The 19597-nt window shown below is 67.4% G+C and carries 20 protein-coding genes; 5 read left to right on the top strand and 15 right to left on the bottom strand.

All coding sequences use genetic code 11. The features are described 5' to 3' along the window. The first annotated feature begins 43 nt into the window (after window positions 1-43). The gene (gene recJ / locus ACEI37_RS16430; protein ID WP_373379768.1) at window positions 44-1747 is read left to right on the top strand and encodes a single-stranded-DNA-specific exonuclease RecJ; all 1704 of its coding nucleotides are present in this window, start codon (window positions 44-46) and stop codon (window positions 1745-1747) included. 11 nt (window positions 1748-1758) lie between these two features. On the opposite strand, the gene ACEI37_RS16425 is transcribed toward recJ, so the two are convergent. Further along, window positions 1759-2484 (bottom strand): peptidoglycan DD-metalloendopeptidase family protein, encoded by a 726-nt coding sequence (locus ACEI37_RS16425; RefSeq protein WP_373379767.1) that lies wholly within the window; start codon window positions 2482-2484, stop codon window positions 1759-1761. Window positions 2485-2676: 192 nt separating this feature from the next. On the opposite strand from ACEI37_RS16425, the gene prfB reads away from it, so the two are divergent. The 3 genes from prfB (at window position 2677) to lysS (ending at window position 6255) form a co-directional block, all read left to right on the top strand. Then, a protein-coding gene (gene prfB / locus ACEI37_RS16420) for a peptide chain release factor 2 (protein ID WP_373379766.1) occupies window positions 2677-3781 on the top strand; the annotation gives its coding sequence in 2 pieces (ribosomal slippage) (window positions 2677-2757 and window positions 2759-3781; 1104 coding nt in all). A 100-nt stretch (window positions 3782-3881) separates the two neighbouring features. Continuing rightward, on the top strand, window positions 3882-4640 hold the full coding sequence (locus ACEI37_RS16415; RefSeq protein ID WP_373379765.1) for an SDR family oxidoreductase: 759 nt from the start codon (window positions 3882-3884) through the stop codon (window positions 4638-4640). 61 nt (window positions 4641-4701) lie between these two features. After that, complete coding sequence (gene lysS / locus ACEI37_RS16410; RefSeq protein ID WP_373379764.1) at window positions 4702-6255, top strand: lysine--tRNA ligase; 1554 nt, start codon at window positions 4702-4704, stop codon at window positions 6253-6255. A gap of 224 nt (window positions 6256-6479) precedes the next feature. Here lysS and iscX read toward each other — a convergent pair whose 3' ends face one another. The 14 genes from iscX to uvrB all read right to left on the bottom strand — a co-directional run bounded on the left by iscX (window position 6480) and on the right by uvrB (window position 18123). Continuing rightward, window positions 6480-6674 (bottom strand): Fe-S cluster assembly protein IscX, encoded by a 195-nt coding sequence (gene iscX / locus ACEI37_RS16405; protein WP_018006908.1) that lies wholly within the window; start codon window positions 6672-6674, stop codon window positions 6480-6482. Between the two features lie 34 nt (window positions 6675-6708). Then, entirely contained in the window at window positions 6709-7047 is a 339-nt protein-coding gene (fdx, locus tag ACEI37_RS16400) for an ISC system 2Fe-2S type ferredoxin (protein WP_025582290.1), read from the bottom strand. Between the two features lie 40 nt (window positions 7048-7087). Next, window positions 7088-8953: a Fe-S protein assembly chaperone HscA gene (gene hscA, locus ACEI37_RS16395; protein WP_373379763.1), complete on the bottom strand. Its 1866-nt coding sequence runs from the start codon at window positions 8951-8953 to the stop codon at window positions 7088-7090. A gap of 108 nt (window positions 8954-9061) precedes the next feature. Then, window positions 9062-9580 (bottom strand): Fe-S protein assembly co-chaperone HscB, encoded by a 519-nt coding sequence (hscB, locus tag ACEI37_RS16390; protein WP_373379762.1) that lies wholly within the window; start codon window positions 9578-9580, stop codon window positions 9062-9064. A gap of 55 nt (window positions 9581-9635) precedes the next feature. Continuing rightward, window positions 9636-9860, bottom strand: coding sequence for a DUF3565 domain-containing protein (locus ACEI37_RS16385; protein WP_373379761.1), 225 nt, complete (start codon window positions 9858-9860; stop codon window positions 9636-9638). Between the two features lie 34 nt (window positions 9861-9894). Beyond that, window positions 9895-10215 carry an iron-sulfur cluster assembly protein IscA gene (iscA, locus tag ACEI37_RS16380; protein WP_012352433.1) on the bottom strand — a complete coding sequence of 107 codons (321 nt, stop codon included), beginning with the start codon at window positions 10213-10215 and terminating at the stop codon, window positions 9895-9897. Between the two features lie 41 nt (window positions 10216-10256). Continuing rightward, window positions 10257-10655 carry a Fe-S cluster assembly scaffold IscU gene (iscU, locus tag ACEI37_RS16375; protein ID WP_010809025.1) on the bottom strand — a complete coding sequence of 133 codons (399 nt, stop codon included), beginning with the start codon at window positions 10653-10655 and terminating at the stop codon, window positions 10257-10259. A 65-nt stretch (window positions 10656-10720) separates the two neighbouring features. Beyond that, entirely contained in the window at window positions 10721-11944 is a 1224-nt protein-coding gene (locus tag ACEI37_RS16370; protein WP_373380271.1) for an IscS subfamily cysteine desulfurase, read from the bottom strand. Window positions 11945-12009: 65 nt separating this feature from the next. Continuing rightward, window positions 12010-12564, bottom strand: a complete 555-nt coding sequence (gene iscR / locus ACEI37_RS16365; protein WP_011614910.1) for a Fe-S cluster assembly transcriptional regulator IscR — start codon at window positions 12562-12564, stop codon at window positions 12010-12012. 119 nt (window positions 12565-12683) lie between these two features. Further along, the gene (locus ACEI37_RS16360; protein WP_373379760.1) at window positions 12684-14780 is read right to left on the bottom strand and encodes a site-specific recombinase; all 2097 of its coding nucleotides are present in this window, start codon (window positions 14778-14780) and stop codon (window positions 12684-12686) included. A 79-nt stretch (window positions 14781-14859) separates the two neighbouring features. Further along, window positions 14860-15348 carry a low molecular weight protein-tyrosine-phosphatase gene (locus ACEI37_RS16355; protein ID WP_373379759.1) on the bottom strand — a complete coding sequence of 163 codons (489 nt, stop codon included), beginning with the start codon at window positions 15346-15348 and terminating at the stop codon, window positions 14860-14862. A 94-nt stretch (window positions 15349-15442) separates the two neighbouring features. After that, window positions 15443-15685, bottom strand: coding sequence for a hypothetical protein (locus tag ACEI37_RS16350; protein WP_062797958.1), 243 nt, complete (start codon window positions 15683-15685; stop codon window positions 15443-15445). Window positions 15686-15725: 40 nt separating this feature from the next. Beyond that, window positions 15726-15947: a hypothetical protein gene (locus ACEI37_RS16345; protein ID WP_111519641.1), complete on the bottom strand. Its 222-nt coding sequence runs from the start codon at window positions 15945-15947 to the stop codon at window positions 15726-15728. Between the two features lie 91 nt (window positions 15948-16038). Continuing rightward, the gene (uvrB, locus tag ACEI37_RS16340; protein ID WP_373379758.1) at window positions 16039-18123 is read right to left on the bottom strand and encodes an excinuclease ABC subunit UvrB; all 2085 of its coding nucleotides are present in this window, start codon (window positions 18121-18123) and stop codon (window positions 16039-16041) included. A gap of 172 nt (window positions 18124-18295) precedes the next feature. Between uvrB and ACEI37_RS16335 the strand changes: the two genes are divergently transcribed. Next, window positions 18296-19492: an amino acid aminotransferase gene (locus ACEI37_RS16335; protein ID WP_373379757.1), complete on the top strand. Its 1197-nt coding sequence runs from the start codon at window positions 18296-18298 to the stop codon at window positions 19490-19492. Window positions 19493-19597: the final 105 nt, after the last annotated feature.

Below are 19597 nucleotides of genomic sequence, written 5' to 3'. Positions count from 1 at the left end.
AGCCTGAAGCCATCGCCCCCCGACACCCACTGCCGCCCCGCCCATGACCCGGATCGCCATCCGCCAATATTCCCCCGAACACGCCAGCGCGCTGGCCGCCACCGGCCTGCACCCGACCCTGGCGCGGATACTGGCCGCGCGCGGCGTGGCCCGCGCCACGGAACTGGCCACCGACCTGCCCGAACTGGTGCCGCCCGCGGCCATGAAAGGGATCGGCCACGCCGCGGCCTACCTGGCCGACGCCATCGCCGCCGGCAAGCGCCTGCTGATCGTGGCCGACTATGACTGCGACGGCGCCACCGCCTGCGCGGTGGGCGTGCGCGGGCTGCGCATGCTGGGCGCGCGGGTCGAGTACATCGTGCCCAACCGCTTCGAGTACGGCTATGGCCTGACGCCGGAAATCGTCGCGCTGGCGGCGAAGCAGAATCCGGACGTGATCGTCACGGTCGACAACGGCATCGCCAGCGTCGACGGCGTGGCAGCGGCCAATGCCCTGGGCATCGACGTGGTGGTGACCGACCACCACCTGCCGGGCGCGGAGCTGCCGCAGGCCGCGGTGATCGTCAACCCGAACCAGCCGGGCTGCGAATTCCCCAGCAAGAACCTGGCGGGCGTGGGCGTGATGTTCTACGTGCTGCTGGCGCTGCGCGCCGAGCTGCGCCGCCGCGGCGTCTACACCCAGCAGACCCAGCCGCCGCTGCAGACGCTGCTGGACCTGGTGGCGCTAGGCACCGTGGCCGACGTGGTCAAGCTCGACACCAACAACCGCATCCTGGTGGCGCAGGGCCTGCGCCGCATGCGCGCCGGGCGCATGCAGCCCGGAGTCGCCGCGCTGTTCCGCGCCGCCGGCCGCGAGGCCGCGCGCGCCAACACCTTCGATCTGGGCTTCGGCCTCGGTCCGCGCCTGAATGCGGCCGGACGACTGGCCGACATGTCGCTGGGCATCGAATGCCTGCTGACCGACGACGCCAACCGCGCCTGGGAAATCGCCCAGGAGCTGGACAGCATGAACCGCGAGCGGCGCGACATCGAGGCCGGCATGCAGCAGGAAGCGCTGCAGATCCTGGAGCAGCCCATGGCCGGCGTGGGCGGCCCGGACCCGTCGCGCTTCACTGTCAGCGTGTTCAACGATACCTGGCACCAGGGCGTGATCGGCATCGTCGCGTCGCGGCTGAAGGACAAGTTCCACCGCCCCACCATCACTTTTGCGCCGGGCGACGACACCACGGTCAAGGGCTCGGGCCGCTCGATCCCGGGCTTCCACCTGCGCGATGCGCTCGACCTGGTGTCCAAGCGCCATCCCGGCATGCTGCTCAAGTTCGGCGGCCACGCCATGGCGGCGGGGCTGACCGTGCGCGCCGAGCGCTTTGCCGAATTCCAGGAAGCGTTCGAGGCGGTCGGGCGCGAATGGCTGACCGATGACCAGCTGGCGCGCGTGATCGAGACCGACGGCGATATCGAGGACCAGTGCTTCAGCCCGGAGTTCGTCACCCTGCTGGAGCAGCAGGTGTGGGGCCAGGGCTTCCCTGCGCCGACCTTCTGCGGCGAGTTCGACGTGCTGCGCCAGAGCGTGCTGAAGGGCAAGCACCTGAAGCTGCAGCTCGGGCGCGGCAGCCAGCGCTTCGACGCGATCTGGTTCAACCATGCCGACTCGCTCGGCGCCAGCGCGCAGGTGGCCTACCGGCTCGACAACAACACCTTCAACGGCGTCACACGCGTGCAGCTGGTGATCGAGCACGCGCAGTAGCGCACCCCGGCTCAGCCGCGCGACGGCAGGTAGCTGGCCGGGTTCACCGGCTTGCCGTTGCCGCGCACCTCGAAGTGCAGCTCGCTCGGGCTCGCGCCCATGCGGCCCACGTCCTGCCCCGCCGACACCTGCGTTCCTTCGCTGACCAGCGGCTGGTCCAGGTTGCCGTAGACCGTGAGCCAGTCGTCGTTGTGCTTGACGATCACCAGCATGCCGTAGCCGCGCAGGTTGCCGACGTGGATGGCGCGGCCGGCGGCGGCGGCGCGCACCGTGCCGTTGGCCGGCACGGCGATGCTCAGGCCCTTGCTGGCGGGCGGGGAGAAGCCGGCCGTGACGCGGCCGTCGGCCGGCCATTGCAGGCGGATGCTGCTGGCCGGCGGGCGGGATGCCGCGGCACTGTCGACGCGCGGCGTATCGGTCACGGCCTGGCCGGTGCCGGTCGACGCGGTCGCGCTGCCGGTCGCGGCGCCGGGCGGCCGCACCCGGATCAGTTGCCCCACCTCGATCTGGCTGGGGCTGGTGATGTCGCTGTTCCAGCGGGTCAGGTCGCGCACGCTGCGACGGTGCTTGCGCGCGATCGAATACAGCGTGTCGCCGCGCTCGACGCGGTAGTAGCCGTCCGGCACGGGCCCGCCGGTGGTGCCGCAGGCGGCCGTAAGCGCCGCCGCGGCGGCCGCCAGCAGCAGGCCCAGCGTACGGCGCCGGCCTGCCTCGATGTCATGTCTGGTTTTCGTCATGCGTCCCTGTCGTTGGTCTGTGCCGGGGGCGGCTTGCGACCCGTATTATCGCCGCGTGCGCCGCCCGGCACCGGCGGATAGACCGCGCGTCCGCCAATCGGTTCGGTCCGCGGCCCGCCCGAGGCGGCCCGGAAGCCCCGGGTTGCCGCGCCGATCCGCTATAATTCGAGGTTTTCGAAGCGCAGGAACATCATGGAAGCAGAACGCCTCAACGCCATCTCCGGTGCCATCTCCGATCTCCGTTCCCGGACGGAAGATCTACGGGGGTATCTTTGACTACGATGTCAAAGTAGGAAGGCTGGACGAAGTCAACGGCCTGCTGGAAGACCCCGACGTCTGGAACAACCCCAAGCGGGCCCAGGACCTCGGCAAAGAAAAGAAGATGCTCGAGGGCGTGGTCGGCGTCCTGGGCAAGCTCACCGATGACCTCGTCGGTGCCGAAGAGCTGTTCGAGCTCGCCAAAGAAGAAGGCGACGACGAGACCCTCGAGTCGATCGAGGCCGACGTCAAGGGCTTCGAGGCGGTGGTGGCCGACATGGAATTCCGCCGCATGTTCGCCGGCGAGATGGACCAGGCCAACGCCTTTATCGACATCCAGGCCGGCGCCGGCGGCACCGAAGCGTGCGACTGGGCCTCGATGCTGCTGCGCCAGTACCTGAAGTACTGCGAACGCAAGGGCTTCAAGGCCGAGGTGCTGGAAGAGTCCGAAGGCGACGTCGCCGGCATCAAGAGCGCGACCATCAAGATCGAGGGCGAATACGCCTTCGGCTACCTGCGCACCGAAACCGGCGTGCACCGGCTGGTGCGCAAGTCGCCGTTCGACTCGTCGGGCGGGCGCCATACCTCGTTCTCGTCGGTGTTCGTCTACCCCGAGGTGGACGATTCGTTCGAGGTCGAGATCAACCCGGCGGACCTGCGCGTGGATACCTACCGCGCCTCGGGCGCCGGCGGCCAGCACATCAACAAGACCGATTCGGCCGTGCGTATCACGCACATCCCGACCGGGATCGTGGTGCAGTGCCAGAACGACCGCTCGCAGCACCGCAACCGCGCCGAAGCCATGTCGATGCTGAAGTCGCGCCTGTACGAGCACGAGATGCGCAAGCGCCAGGCCGAGGCCGACAAGCTCGAGGCCGGCAAGACCGACGTGGGCTGGGGTCACCAGATCCGCTCCTACGTGCTGGACCAGAGCCGCATCAAGGACCTGCGCACCAACGTGGAAATGTCCAACACCCAGAAGGTGCTGGACGGCGACCTGGACCCGTTCATCGAAGCCAGCCTCAAGCAGGGACTCTGAGACCGTACCCGCCGCCGGCCGGCGGCGGCACAGCAACCCATCCATCGCTGTACCGCCGCCCGCGCCATGCCGGCACGACGGCCTTTCCGACCGGGGCACCATGAGCGAAGCCAATCACCTGTACATCATCACCGGCGCCTCGCGCGGGCTGGGCGCGGCACTGACCAACGCCCTGCTGGTGCCGGGCAACCGCCTGATCTGCGTCGCGCGCAGCCGCAACACCGAGCTCGAACGCATCGCCACGCTCAGCGGCGTGCCGGTGGCCTGGCACCTGCAGGACCTGGCGCAGGCCGGTCCCGCGGCGACCTGGCTGGCCAGCGTGCTCGACACGCTCGACCTGCCGCCGACCAGCGCCACGCTGATCCTGAACGCCGGCGTGGTCGAGCCGATCGGGCCGGTCGCGGCGCTGCAGGAAAAATCGCTGGTGCCGCACCTGCTGACCAACCTGGCGGCGCCGATGACCATGACCGCGGCGTTCCTGGAGCGCACCGAGAAGTTCGGCTGCCCGCGCAAGGTGCTGGCGATTTCCTCCGGCGCGGCACGGCGCCCGATCGAAGGCTGGAGCGCCTACTGCGCCGGCAAGGCCGGGCTCGACATGTTCATGCGCTCGGTCAACGCCGAGTACGCCCACGCCGAGGCGCCGCGCACTGTGCGCGCGGTGGCGCTGGCGCCGGGCGTGATCGATACCGGCATGCAGGCCACCATCCGCAATGCCGATTTTGCCCAGGTGCAACGCTTCCGCGAGCTCAAGGCCAACCAGCAGCTCGCCTCGGCCGAGGAAACCGCCGGCCGCATCGTCGCCTACCTGCACCGCCCGGATTTCGGCAGCACCGAGCTGGACGATCTCCGCAACTACTGAAGCCGCAACACTGAAGCCATACTGAACCCGCGCGCTGCCGGCGCGCGACCGACACGACATCATGACCGAACCGAACCGCGCCCAGGCCCAGGCGCAGAACAAGGCCGCCGCCGACACGCCCGCCGTCGACGAGAACAAGATCATCGCGGAGCGGCGCGAGAAACTGGCCGCGCTGCGCCAGCAAGGCGTGGCCTTCCCCAACGATTTCCGCCCCTCTCACCAGGCCGCCGCGCTGCAGGCGCAGTACGCCGACACCGAGCAGGCCACGCTCGAGGCTGCGCCGGTCGAGGTCGCCATCGCCGGGCGCATGATGCTCAAGCGCGTGATGGGCAAGGCCAGCTTCGCCACGGTGCAGGACGGCAGCGGCCAGATCCAGTTCTACATCACCCGCGACAAGGTCGGCGAAGAGGTCTACGCTGCCTTCAAGCACTGGGACTTGGGCGACATCATCAGCGCGCGCGGCGAGCTGTTCCGCACCAACAAGGGCGAGCTGTCGGTGCAGGTGCGCGAGCTGCGCCTGCTGTCCAAGTCGCTGCGCCCGCTGCCGGACAAGTTCCACGGGCTGGCCGACCAGGAAATGAAGTACCGCCAGCGCTATGTCGACCTGATCGTGTCGCCGGAAACGCGCAACACCTTCCGCGCACGCACCGACGCGATCTCGTCGCTGCGCCGCCATATGGCCGATGCCGGCTTCATGGAAGTGGAAACGCCGATGCTGCACCCGATCCCGGGCGGCGCCGCGGCCAAGCCCTTCATCACGCACCACAACGCGCTGGACATGCAGATGTTCCTGCGCATCGCCCCTGAGCTGTACCTGAAGCGCCTGATCGTCGGCGGCTTCGAGCGCGTGTTCGAGATCAACCGCAACTTCCGCAACGAGGGGGTGAGCCCGCGCCACAACCCCGAGTTCACCATGATGGAGTTCTACGCGGCGTACACCGACTACCGCTGGCTGATGGACTTCACCGAGGACCTGATCCGCAAGGCGGCGATCGACGCGCGCGGCAGCGCGGTGCTGACGTACCAAGAGCGCGAGCTGGACCTGTCCAGGCCGTTCCACCGCCTGACCATCTGCCAGGCGATCCAGAAGTTCGCGCCGCAGTACACCGACGCGCAACTGGCCGATGCCGAGTTCCTGCGCACCGAACTGAAGAAATTCGGCGTCAACACCAACGCGCCGCAGTTCCTCAACGCCGGGCTGGGCACGCTGCAGCTGGTGCTGTTCGAGGAAACCGCCGAGAGCCAACTGTGGGAGCCGACCTTTATCGTCGACTATCCGGTCGAGGTCTCGCCGCTGGCGCGCGCGTCGGACACGGTGCCGGGCATCACCGAGCGCTTCGAACTGTTCATCACCGGGCGGGAGATTGCCAACGGCTTCTCCGAGCTGAACGACGCCGAGGACCAGGCCGACCGCTTCCGCAAGCAGGTCGAGCAGAAGGACGCCGGCGACGAGGAAGCGATGTACTTCGACGCCGACTATATCCGCGCGCTGGAATATGGCATGCCGCCGACGGGCGGCTGCGGCATCGGCATTGACCGGCTGGTGATGCTGCTGACGGATAGCCCGAATATTCGTGACGTGATTTTGTTCCCGCATCTGCGCAAGGAAGACTGATGGTTTGCTCCCCTCTCCCGCGTGCGGGAGAGGGGCCGGGGGTGAGGGCAAGCGCTTGCGTATCGCGACGGCCTTCACTCCGTGGAAGCTCCCGCCCTCACCCCAACCCTCTCCCGCAAGCGGGAGAGGGAGTAAACCGAGCGGTCGATCAGATCGCGTCGCCCAGCACGAAAGCAAAAGGCCGGCATCACGCCGGCCTTTTGCTTTTCCCTAGTATCAGGACTTCATTCCGCTTCCTCGATCCACGCCTGCTGGATCGCCTCCAGGATCTTCTCGCCCGAGCGCGCGGGATCGTCGGCAAAGCCGTCGAGTTCGAGCACCCACCGGCGCAGGTCGGTAAAGCGCACGCCGGCCGGATCGACATCCGGGAACTTGTCGTACAGGGCTTCGGCGATGGCGTAGGTATCGGTCCACTTCATGGGCTTGTTCTCCGCAGGGATCGGTGCCGTCGGCTCAGTGGCCTTCCTTGGCGTGGTTGATGGTGTACTTGGGAATCTCGACGGTCAGGTCTTCCTCGTCGACGATGGCCTGGCACGACAGGCGCGAATTCGGCTCCAGGCCCCAGGCCTTGTCGAGCAAATCCTCTTCCTTCTCCTCGGCCTCGTTGAGCGAGTCGAAGCCCTCGCGCACGATCACATGGCACGTGGTGCAGGCACAGGACTTCTCGCACGCGTGCTCTAGATCGATACCGTGGGAGAGCAGCGAATCCAGCACGCTGACGCCCTTCTCGGCCTCGATCACCTTCCCTTCCGGGCAGTATTCGACGTGGGGCAAAACAATGATCTGTGGCATGTCGTTTCCTGGGTTCTGTAGTGCGGTGCAGAGGTGGTGATCAGCCCAGCTCCTGCACCTTGCGCCCCGCCAGTGCGCTTTTGATCGAGCGGTCCATGCGGCGCGCCGCAAATTCGTCGGTACCGTGCGAGAGCTGCTCCACCGCGGCGCGGATGGCGAGATGGTCTTCGCCGGTGGCGATCTCGCGCACCGTCGCCATCAGCGCTTCCACCGCGGCGCGCTCGTCGGCGGACAGCAGGTCGCCGTCGGTTTCCAGCGCGCGTTGCGTGGCCTCGACCAGGCGGTCCGCTTCCACGCGTTCCTCGGCCAGCGCGCGGCTCTTCATGTCGTGCTCGGCCTCGCGGAAGCTGTCCTGCAGCATGCGCGCGATATCGTCGTCGGCCAGCCCGTACGACGGCTTGACCGTGACCGAGGCTTCCACGCCCGAATGCGTCTCGCGCGCGGTCACCGACAGCAGCCCGTCGGCATCGACCTGGTAGGTCACGCGGATGCGCGCCGCGCCCGCCACCATCGGCGGGATGCCGCGCAGCTCGAAGCGCGCCAGCGAACGGCAGTCGCTGGCCAGCTCGCGCTCGCCCTGCAGCACGTGGATCGCCATCGCGGTCTGGCCGTCCTTGAAGGTGGTGAATTCCTGCGCGCGCGCCACCGGGATGGTGCTGTTGCGCGGAATGATCTTCTCGACCAGGCCGCCCATGGTCTCGACGCCCAGCGACAGCGGGATCACGTCGAGCAACAGCCAGTCCTCGCCCGGGGCATGGTTGCCGGCCAGCAGGTTGGCCTGCATCGCCGCGCCCAGCGCCACCACGCGGTCCGGATCGAGGTTGGTCAGCGGGGTCTGGCCGAAGAAGTCGCCCACCGCCTTGCGGATCGACGGCATGCGCGTGGCGCCGCCGACCAGCACCACGCCCTTGACGTCTTCGGGCGTCACGCCGGCGTCGCGCAGCGCCTTGCGCACCGGCGCCAGCGTCTTCTGCACCAGGTGGGCGGTGATCTGCTCGAAGGTCTCGTCGGTCAGCGTCAGGTGCACGATTTCGCCGGACTCCAGCACCGCGTCGATCACGGTGCTGTCCGCTTCCGACAGTGCCTCCTTGGCGGCGCGCGCGCGCACCATCAGCAGGCGCATGTCCTGCGCCGACAGCGGCTGCAGGCCCGCCTGCTCGACGATCCAGCACAGCAGGCGCTGGTCGAAGTCATCGCCGCCCAGCGCAGAGTCGCCGCCGGTGGCCATCACCTCGAACACGCCCTGGGTCAGCTTGAGCACCGAGATATCGAAGGTGCCGCCGCCGAGGTCATACACGGCATAGATGCCTTCCGCGGCGTTGTCGAGTCCGTAGGCAATGGCCGCGGCGGTGGGCTCGTTGAGCAGGCGCAGCACTTCCAGCCCGGCCAGGCGCGCGGCGTCCTTGGTCGCCTGGCGCTGAGCCTCGTCGAAATACGCCGGCACCGTGATGACGGCGCCGACCAGGTCGTCGCCGAGGCTGTCTTCGGCGCGCTGGCGCAGCGTGGCCAGAATCTCGGCCGAGATCTCGACCGGGCTCTTCACGCCCGCCGCGGTCTTGATCTGCACCATGCCGGGCGCATCGACGAAGTCGTACGGGCTGTGCTCGATATTGGCGACGTCGCGCAGGCCGCGGCCCATGAAGCGCTTGACCGACACGATGGTGTTCTTGGGGTCGCGCACCGCTTCGTCCTGGGCCCGGTAGCCGATATGCGCGGTACGGTCAGGCAGGTAACGCACCACCGACGGCAGCAGCGCGCGGCCGCGCTCGTCGGCCAGCACTTCGGGAATGCTGCTGCGCACCGCGGCCACCAGCGAGTTGGTGGTGCCGAGGTCGATGCCGACGGCGAGGCGGCGTTGGTGGGGCGCCGGCGACATGCCGGGTTCGGAAATCTGGAGCAGTGCCATGGTAATTCTTCGCTGTCTTGTACGGCAGGGGAAACCGCCATGCGGGGCGGCATGCGTGCGGTTTTCAGGCCGGGCGCCATTGTGTCATGGCCCCGGCGATCTTGCCGGTCAGTCTTCCAGCCGGTCGATGGCCTCGCTGGTATCGTGCTCGATCTTCTCGATAAACATCAGTTGCCGCACCGCGCCGCCGGCCGCGTCGTTGTCGCCGGCATCCAGCAGCGCACCCAGCGCCGCGTGGCGTTCGCGCTTTTCCTCGCGCAGCTCGCGCAACAGCGCATCGAGGCGGTCCACGGCGCGTGCTTCCACCGCGTCCTGCAGCGCCTCGCGCCATTCCATCTGCTGCATCAGGAACGCGGGCGACATGGCGGTGTTGTTCTCCGCCTGCACGTCGACGCCGCGCAGCTTGAGCAGGTAGGTCGCGCGCCGCAGCGGCTGGCGCAGCGTGCGGTAGGCTTCGTTGGCATGCGCGGCCCACTGCATCGCCACGCGGCGCTCAGCGTCGCCGGCCTTGGCAAAGCGGTCCGGATGCGCCTGCGACTGTACGGTCCGGTACGCCGCGTCCAGCGCGGCCTCATCGACGCCGTACTGCACCGGCAGCCCGAACAGTGCAAAAAAATCGTCTTTCAACTGCTTCCCCAAGAAAAAAGAGCGGCCGCGCCGCCCTTCGTCCATGCTGCCACCGCTACCGCGCGGGCTGGCTGGCCCACGCGGCCGGCGGCTCGTTGCGGTCGCACTTCAGGCAATTGACCCGCGTGCCGATCATGGCGGCGCGGCCCGCGTCGCTCTGCGTCCACGGCCGCGACTGCCACGGCGGATCGTGCCGCACATGCTGGCCATGGCCACAGTCGAGCTCAGCCACCCAGTGGCCTTCCTCGTCCCGGCGGAAGCCGACGATGCTGCGCTCCACCGGACCTGCCCGCGTCAGCCTGCGCTGTCGCGCGTCAGACCGTGAACGACTCGCCGCAGCCGCACTCGTCCTTGACGTTGGGGTTGTTGAAGCGGAACCCTTCGTTCAACCCTTCGCGCGCGTAGTCGAGTTCGGTGCCGTCGATATACGGCAGGCTCTTGGCGTCGACGATGACCTTGATCCCGTGCGATTCGAACACGTTGTCTTCCGGCAGCAGTTCGTCGACGTATTCCAGCTTGTAGGCCAGGCCCGAGCAGCCGGTGGTCTTCACGCCCAGGCGCAGGCCCACGCCCTTGCCGCGGCGTTCCAGGTAGCGCGCCACATGCTTGGCGGCCTTCTCGGTCATGGTGATCATCGTTGCGTTCCTTCGTCGGTGCCGTGCTCAGTGCGACTGGATCAGGCGGCCTTCTGCTCGGCGCCGTGCTTCTTCTTGTAGTCTTCGACGGCAGCCTTGATTGCGTCTTCGGCCAGGATCGAGCAGTGGATCTTCACCGGCGGCAGCGCCAGTTCCTCGGCGATCTGGGTGTTCTTGATCTCCAGCGCCTGGTCCACGGTCTTGCCCTTGACCCATTCGGTCACCAGCGACGACGAAGCGATGGCCGAGCCGCAGCCGTAGGTCTTGAACTTGGCGTCTTCGATCACGCCTGCCTCGTTGACCTTGATCTGCAGCTTCATCACGTCGCCGCAAGCCGGGGCGCCGACCATGCCGGTGCCGACCGCATCGTCGTTCTTGTCGAACGAGCCGACGTTGCGGGGGTTTTCATAGTGGTCGAGAACCTTCGTGCTGTATGACATTTGGCTTACCTCTTGCGTATCTTTTACGGGGGTCTTGCTGTTATCTCTCGCGATCCGGTGGGCGCTCAGTGCGCGGCCCACTGGATCGAATTCAGGTCGACGCCGTCCTTGAACATTTCCCACAGCGGCGACAGGTCGCGCAGCTTGCCGATCTTGCTCTTGAGCAGCTCGACGGTGTAGTCGATCTCCTGCTCGGTGGTGAAGCGGCCGACCGTGAAGCGGATCGAGCTGTGCGCCAGCTCGTCGTTGCGGCCCAGCGCGCGCAGCACATACGACGGCTCCAGCGAGGCCGAGGTGCAGGCCGAGCCCGACGACACCGCCACGTCCTTGATCGCCATGATCAGCGACTCGCCTTCGACGAAGTTGAAGCTGACGTTCAGGTTGTGCGGCACGCGGTGCTCCAGGTCGCCGTTCAGGTAGACCTCTTCCATGTCAGACAGGCCGTTCCAAAGGCGGTCGCGCAGCATGCGGATGCGCTCGTTTTCGGTCGCCATCTCTTCGCGGGCGATGCGGAAGGCTTCGCCCATGCCGACGATCTGGTGCGTGGCCAGCGTGCCCGAGCGCATGCCGCGCTCATGGCCGCCGCCGTGCATCTGCGCCTCGATGCGCACGCGCGGCTTGCGGCGCACGTACAGCGCGCCGATGCCCTTGGGGCCGTAGGTCTTGTGGGCCGAGAACGACATCAGGTCGCACTTCAGCTTGCCCAGGTCGATCGCCACCTTGCCGGTCGCCTGCGCGGCGTCGCAATGGAAAATGATGCCCTTCTCGCGGCAGATCTCGCCGATCTGCTCGACGTCCTGGATCACGCCGATCTCGTTGTTGACCAGCATCACCGACACCAGGATGGTGTCCGGGCGCAGCGCCTGCTTGAACACGTCCATGTCGAGCAGGCCGTTTTCCTTCACGTCCAGGTAGGTCACTTCAAAGCCCTGGCGTTCCAGCTCGCGCGTGGTGTCGAGCACGGCCTTGTGCTCGGTCTTCACGGTGATGATGTGCTTGCCCTTGCCCGAATAGAAGTTCGCGGCGCCCTTGATCGCCAGGTTGTCCGACTCGGTCGCCCCCGAGGTCCACACGATCTCGCGCGGGTCGGCGCCGACCAGTGCGGCCACCTGCTCGCGCGCCTCTTCCACCGCGCGCTCCGCTTCCCAGCCGTACGCATGGCTGCGCGACGCGGGATTGCCGAACTGCTCGCGCAAGTACGGAATCATCTTGTCCGCCACGCGCGGGTCCACCGGCGTGGTGGCCGAGTAATCCATGTAGATGGGGAAATGTGGGGTGCTCATCGTTATGACTGCCTTGTAAGGGACCGCTGATCGCTGTGTTGCTGCGCTGTGTTGCTGTCTTGCCGGCGCGCTCAGGACTGCGCCAGGCTGAAAACTGAATTCACCATTCTGGCCCGGACCGGTTTTTCCTGCTTGTCGGCCTTGCCGCGCGCGGCGGCGGCGACCGGCTGCGCGGCGTCTTCGCGCATGTCGTGCAGCACGGCGGGCTGGCGCTCGCGCTGCTGGTCCACCAGGTTCTTGAGGGAAACGGAATCGAGGTACTCGACCATCTTCTGGTTCAGCGTGGCCCACAGTTCGTGGGTCATGCAGCGCCCCGAGCCGTCATCTCCGTTACAATTGCCCTTGCCGCCGCATTGGGTGGCATCCAGGGGCTCGTCCACGGCGATGATGATGTCCGCCACGGTGACGTCCTCGGCCTTGCGCGCAAGGCTGTAGCCGCCGCCCGGGCCGCGCACGCTTTCGACGATCTCGTGCCGGCGCAGCTTGCCGAACAGCTGCTCCAGGTACGACAGCGAGATTTTCTGCCGCTGGCTGATGCCGGCGAGCGTGACCGGTCCCTGGTCCTGGCGCATGGCCAGGTCGATCATCGCAGTGACCGCGAAGCGGCCTTTGGTGGTCAGTCTCATGGTGCAGGGCTCTGGGGTGAAGCGTGGGGGTGAAGCTAATACTTGATCGTTTCCGTCAAGTATAAAGGTACCCGACTAATTCAGTCAACTACCCCTGCCGCACCGCACCACTTCCATCCTCAGGCCTGGCGCCCGCCTGCAGCCGCATGCGCGGGGGCCGCGCGCGGCGGCACCAGCAGCGACAGCGGGTGTTTCAGGATGCGGCGCCGCACGGCCGCGCTCAGCTCGGCGCGATCGATGCGCCGCAAATTGCGTGACCGCAGCGCCATATTGAACGCCAGCGCAAAGCTGACCGCCACATTCAGCATGCCCATCAGCGCAATGCCCGCCACCGCCAGCCACAGCGCCGGCATGCGCAGCGCATCCCACCCGAGCACGCCGATCGCGGCGCCCACCGAGCCGGTCGACAGCGTCACATGGCGCACTTCCATATGCGGGCCGAAAAAGCTCAGGATCTCCGGCCCCAGCCCCAGCAGCAGCCCCAGCGACACGTTGGCGACGATGCCCGACAGGTTGCGCTTCCAGAAATCCGCCACCCGCGTGGCGCCGTGCGGGCCCAGCACGTATTGCAGGCGCCGGTGGTACGCCATCACGTCGTGCACGCGGTGCAGCGCGAACCAGTTGTCGGCCCAGCCCGCGAACAGGCTCGACAGCCACAGCAGCACGCCGGTGAAGGCGGCGTAGAGCGGCGTCGGCCCCAGGATCGAGAAGGACTCGATGGTGGCGATCGCCTTGGCCGGCGTGATCAGGTTGGTACCCAGCAGCCGGTGCGCCAGCCACTGCACGCCCAACGCCACCGGGAACACCACCGCCAGGTTGCCGGCAATGGCCGCCGCGTTGGAGCGGATCATGGCGACGGTGTCGTCGACGAAGATCTCGCGCCCCTCCGGCCGCCCCGCGTTATCGAGCCGGTGCGCCAGCGCGGGCCCGGTCATGGCCGGCTGCTTGGTCGCCAGCGTGAAGTGCGCGAAATGGATCGCGAGGAAGCTGCCGGCATAGTTGAGCGAGGCCAGCACGCCCTCGCTGAACTTGTCCAGGTGCAGCCCGTAGATCAGGAACTTCAGGTACACCGTGGCCACCGAGACCAGGCCGCCGCCCGCCGCGGCGCGCACCAGTTCGGCGTATTCGCGGCGGTCGCGCGTGATGTAGTGCTCGCCGGTCTCGGCCGAGCGCTCCACCACCTTGCGCGCCAGCTGCGCGAACGAAGTGCCGGCCAGATGCGCAATGCTGCGCCGCGCCTGGGTCGAGCGGATCAGCTCGGCCACCAGGTGCGCCGGCATGCCGGGGCGGCCCGGCTCGACCCACGCCGCCAGCAGCAGCTCGATGCGGCCGAGCTGCACCTTCATGCGCTCGATCTGGAACACCACCTCGACCGACACGCCGTTTTCCTCCAGGTCTTCGTACACCTGGCGGGCGGCGGCGTGGCAGCCGTCGAGCAGCGCGCGGAAGTAGTTCAGGCGATGGCCGAAGCTGTTGTCGTCGCGGCGCAGGCCGTCCTCGCGCAAGGCCTGGATGGCTTCGTCCAGGCGGAAGAACGGGGTGTCCTCGACCCGTCCCGCCAGCCGCGAGCGGATCGCCTGGCTCAGCCCGGTGGCGCGCACCTGGCTGACCAGCACCGCGATGCTGGTGGCCAGGGTCTGGCCCAGCGCCTCGCGATAGCGCGCCAGTCCCGCTGCCTCGCCGTCGGCGCGGCCGGTTTCCAGCACGCGGGCCAGCCGCGCCATCAGCGCATCGTCGATGGCCTCGACCCAGTCGGCATCCTCGTCGCCGACGAACACCAGCGCAAACAGCGCGGCCATGTCGCTGCGGTTCGGCGGCGGCGGCAAAAAGCGGCTCTGCAGCCGGCTCACCATCTCGCTGACGAAGCCGGGATGCTGCGCCACGCCGGTATCGCAGAACAGGCCGGTAGGATCGTTCTCGCGCAGCAGGCTGCGCACCGTCTGCGCAAAGCGCCCGCCCCAGTCCGGATGCCGCTCCAGCACCTGCAGCAGGTAGCGCAGGCGCACGTGCTCCGGATGGCGGCGCGGCGCGCCGTCCTCCTGGCTGTCGGCATCGGCGCCGAGGCCGCCGTCGCGGCGGATCCAGAAGGCCAGTTCGATCAGCCAGCCGTTGCGCTCGGCCAGTGGCGCCTCCGGATCGGCCGCGGCCAGGATGGCGTCGAGCTGCAGGCTGGCATTGCGCGACTCGCGCCATTTGCGGAACAGTTTGCGAAGCATGGATTCTCGTCAGGATCGGGCCACCGGCCGCGGGCGCAGGACGCCGCGGCGGGGTCGGGTAGGCTGGGAGCGGACCGGTTCAGCCGGCCGGATGCTGCAGGCGCTGGCGCAGTTCGGCCACCAGGCCGTCGCAGGCATCTTCGATGTAGTCGAGCACGCGCTCGAAGCCATCGCCTTCGCCGTAATACGGGTCCGGCACCTCGTCGGCGTCGTGGCGGGTAGCGAAGCTCATCAGCAGCCGCACCTTGTCGCCCGCATCCGGGCGCAGCCTCAGCAGGCCGGCAAGGTTCTCGCGGTCCATCGCCAGGATCAGGTCGAAGCGGTCGAAGTCCGGCACGCCGACCTTGCGCGCGCGCAGCGCCGACAGGTCATAGCCGCGCCGCAACGCATGGCGCTGGGTGCGGGCATCGGGGGCGCGGCCGAGATGGTATTCATGCGTGCCGGCCGAATCCAGCTCCACCAGCGCCGCCAGTCCGGCGTCATCTAGCTTGGCGCGCAGCACGCCCTCCGCCGTGGGGGAACGGCAGATATTCCCCATGCAACACATCAGGATGGCGTATGGCTTCATCGAATCAAGGCTTGGCTGGGTGGCATGGAGGCGCGATTCTACCTTCCGCCCTTTCCGCCGGCCCGGCTTGCCACGGCTCGGGCGGCTCGCGGCGCTAGGCGAGCTGCTTTGCCAACCGCTCGCCGTGCGCAAACCCGGCCACCTGCGCGGCCTCGGCCGACTTGTAGTGGTCGGTGATGCGCGAGCTGTCGGTCAGCGTGCCGGCGGCCCGGATGTTGGTGCCGGGGCGGCACACGCGCACCGTGTACGACCATTCGCTTTGTGAACGCTGCCTGACCTGTACTTGCACTTCGTGGGTCTCATAGACCTTCTTCTTCCATTCGCCGATGTCGGTCATTTGTGGTTTCTCCGCGGAAAATGGGGTACCGGCCGGCGGGCTAGCTGACCTCGCCCGCGTCGATCGCGCGCATCGCGCCCGCCTCCGCCAGCGCGATCGCTGCCTCAGGCGTTGGCGCGTCGCCGGCGATGGCCTCGAAGCTCGGGCCGGTCGGTTCGCCGAACGCGTCGGCGATGCGCATCTGCGCGGCAAAGCCGCCGGCGGCATTCGGGACCGCGGTGACGACCACCGCGTAGCCGCCGTATTCAAACTGGCGTTCCATCGTGCCTCCTTTGCAGCGGTCTGTGCCCTGCTCCGCGCTGGCGCCGCCGAGGATTTCACTATAGGCGAAGCGCGCCCGGCGTTGCGGCGTATCAGGCAGGCGGCAGCGCGCCTTCGCCGCTGGCGCCGAACACCTGCGCCTTGAGCTTGGCCAGCTGGTCGCGCACCTGCGCCGCCTGTTCGAACTCCAGGTTGCGCGCATGGTCGAGCATGAGCTTCTCCAGCCGCTTGATCTCCTTGGAGACCTGCTTTTCGCTCATCTCCTCGTAGCGGGCCTGCTCCTGCGCCGCCTGCAGCTCGGCCCGCGCGTCGCTGACGTTGTAGACGCCGTCGATGATGTCCTTGATGCGCTTGACCACTCCGCGCGGCGTGATGCCGTTGGCTTCGTTGAAGGCGATCTGCTTGGCGCGGCGGCGCTCGGTTTCGTCGATGGCCTTCTTCATCGAGTCGGTCATGCGGTCCGCGTACAGGATCGCGGTGCCGTTGACGTTGCGCGCGGCGCGGCCGATGGTCTGGATCAGCGAGCGCTCGGCGCGCAGGAAGCCTTCCTTGTCCGCGTCGAGGATCGCCACCAGCGAGACCTCGGGGATGTCCAGCCCCTCCCGCAGCAGGTTGATGCCGACCAGCACGTCGAAGGTGCCCAGGCGCAGGTCGCGGATGATCTCGACGCGCTCGACGGTATCGATATCCGAGTGCAGGTAGCGCACCTTGACACCATTCTCGGTCAGGAACTCGGTCAGTTGCTCGGCCATGCGCTTGGTCAGCGTGGTCACCAGCACGCGCTCGCCGGCCTCGACCCGCACATGGATCTCGGACAACAGGTCATCCACCTGCGTGGTCGCCGGGCGCACCATGATGATCGGGTCGACCAGGCCGGTCGGCCGCACCACCTGCTCCACCACCTGGCCAGCGTGCTCCTGTTCAAACTGCGCCGGCGTCGCGGAGACGAACATCACCTGGCGCATCTTGCGTTCGAACTCGTCGAACTTGAGCGGCCGGTTGTCCAGCGCCGACGGCAGCCGGAAGCCATATTCGACCAGCGTGGTCTTGCGCGCGCGGTCGCCGTTGTACATGCCGTTGAGCTGGCCGATCAGCACATGCGACTCGTCCAGGAACATCAGCGCGTCGGGCGGCAGGTAGTCGACCAGCGTCGGCGGCGGGTCGCCGGGGCGTGCGCCGGACAGGTGCCGCGAATAGTTCTCGATGCCCTTGCAGAAGCCCAGCTCGGACAGCATCTCGAGATCGAAGCGGGTGCGCTGCTCCAGCCGCTGCGCTTCCACCAGACGGTTTTCCTTGTGGAAGAACTCGAGCCGCTCGCGCAGTTCGGCCTTGATTGCCTCGATCGCGCGCAGCACGGTCTCGCGCGGGGTCACGTAGTGGCTCGACGGGTAGACCGTGAAGCGCGGGATCTTCTGCCGCACCCGCCCCGTCAGCGGATCGAAGAAATGCAGCGACTCGACTTCGTCGTCGAACATCTCCAGCCGCACCGCCATCTCGGCGTGCTCGGCCGGGAAGATGTCGATGGTGTCGCCGCGCACGCGGAAGGTGCCGCGCTGGAAGTCGGTCTCGTTGCGGGTGTACTGCATCGCAATCAGGCGCGCGATCACATCGCGCTGGCTGATCTTGTCGCCGGCCCGCAGCGTAAGAATCATCTGGTGGTATTCGGTCGGGTTGCCGATACCGTAGATCGCCGACACGGTCGCGACGATGACGGTGTCGCGGCGCTCCAGCAGGCTCTTGGTCGCCGACAGCCGCATCTGCTCGATATGCTCGTTGATCGACGAGTCCTTCTCGATAAACAAGTCGCGCTGCGGGACGTAGGCCTCGGGCTGGTAGTAGTCGTAGTAGCTGACGAAGTACTCGACGGCATTGCGCGGGAAGAACTCGCGGAATTCCGCGTAGAGCTGCGCCGCCAGCGTCTTGTTGGGCGCGAACACGATGGCCGGCCGCCCCATGCGGGCGATCACATTGGCCATGGTGAAGGTCTTGCCCGAGCCGGTGACGCCCAGCAGGGTCTGGAACGACAGGCCGTCCTCCACCCCCTCCACCAGCTGCCGGATTGCCTCGGGCTGGTCGCCGGCGGGCGGGAACGGCTGGTACAACTGGAACGGGGAGCCGGGAAATGTGACGAATTTGTCTTCGTCCAGGGCCGGCGCGGCTTCGGCAAGGTTCGTCATAGGGGCGTGACTAGGGAAATACCTGAGGAAAACGGGCGGATTACGCTAGAATCTTGGGGTTGTCAGCCCCCGCTTCAAGCCAAGAAGAGCGCGGCCGGGCCTGCCAGCCTCCAGCGCAGTACGGAGCATTCTACGCCTTCCGTTTTTCACATAGCCGACCACGAGATTCCAAATGAGTTTGTTTTCTGCCGTCGAGATGGCCCCGCGCGACCCGATCCTGGGCCTCAACGAAGCCTTCAATGCCGACACCCGCGCGACCAAGGTCAACCTGGGCGTTGGCGTGTACTTCACCGACGAAGGGAAAATCCCGCTGCTGCGCGCCGTCCAGGAGGCAGAAAAAGCCCGTCTGACCACCGCCACCCCGCGCGGCTACCTGCCGATCGAAGGCATCGCGGCCTATGACCAGGCGGTGCAGACGCTGCTGTTCGGCAAGGAATCGCCGCTGATCACGGAAGGCCGCGTGGTGACGGCCCAGGCACTTGGCGGCACCGGCGCGCTGAAGATCGGCGCCGACTTCCTGAAGCGCCTGTACCCGGACGCCAAGGTCGCCATCAGCGACCCGAGCTGGGAAAACCACCGCGCGCTGTTCGAATCCGCCGGCTTCCCGGTGGTCAACTACGCCTACTACGACGCCCCTAGCCACGGCCTGAACTTCGCCGGCATGGTGGAATCGCTGAAGTCGTTCCCGGCCAACACCATCGTCGTGCTGCACGCCTGCTGCCACAACCCGACCGGCGTCGACCTGTCGCCCGAGCAATGGAAGCAGGTGGTGGAACTGGTCAAGGAACGCAACCTGATCCCGTTCCTCGACATGGCCTACCAGGGCTTTGCCGACGGCATCGACGCCGATGGCGCCGCGGTACGCCTGTTCGCGGACTCGGGCCTGCCGTTCTTCGTGTCGAGCTCGTTCTCCAAGAGCTTCTCGCTGTACGGCGAGCGCGTCGGCGCGCTGTCGATCGTCACCACCAGCAAGGAAGAAGCCCAGCGCGTGATGTCGCAGGTCAAGCGCGTGATCCGCACCAACTATTCGAACCCGCCGACCCACGGCGGCACCGTGGTCGCGACCGTGCTGAACAGCCCGGAACTGCGCGCCATGTGGGAAGAAGAACTGGCCGAAATGCGCGACCGCATCAAGCTGATGCGCCACGCGCTGGTCGACAAGCTGGCCGCCAAGGGCGTGCCGGGCGACTTCTCCTTCGTCAAGGCCCAGCGCGGCATGTTCTCGTACTCGGGCCTGACCTCGGCCCAGGTCGACCGCCTGCGCAACGAGCACGGCATCTACGCCGTCGGCACCGGCCGCATTTGCGTAGCGGCGTTGAACAGCCGCAACATCGATGCGGTGGTCGACGCCATCGCGGCGGTGATGTAACACCGGCAACAGTTGCCGCACCGCAACGGGCGGCAACTGGCGTGCACGTCACAATGCAATAGCAAAAAAGCGGCTTCGGCCGCTTTTTGCATTTGTTTGCGATGT

Origin of the sequence: Cupriavidus nantongensis (assembly GCF_041726985.1) — a bacterium.
GTDB classification, from domain to species: Bacteria; Pseudomonadota; Gammaproteobacteria; order Burkholderiales; family Burkholderiaceae; genus Cupriavidus; species Cupriavidus nantongensis_A.
Note: the sequence above shows the minus strand (reverse complement) of the source record. Positions and strands in the feature narration are given on the sequence as shown.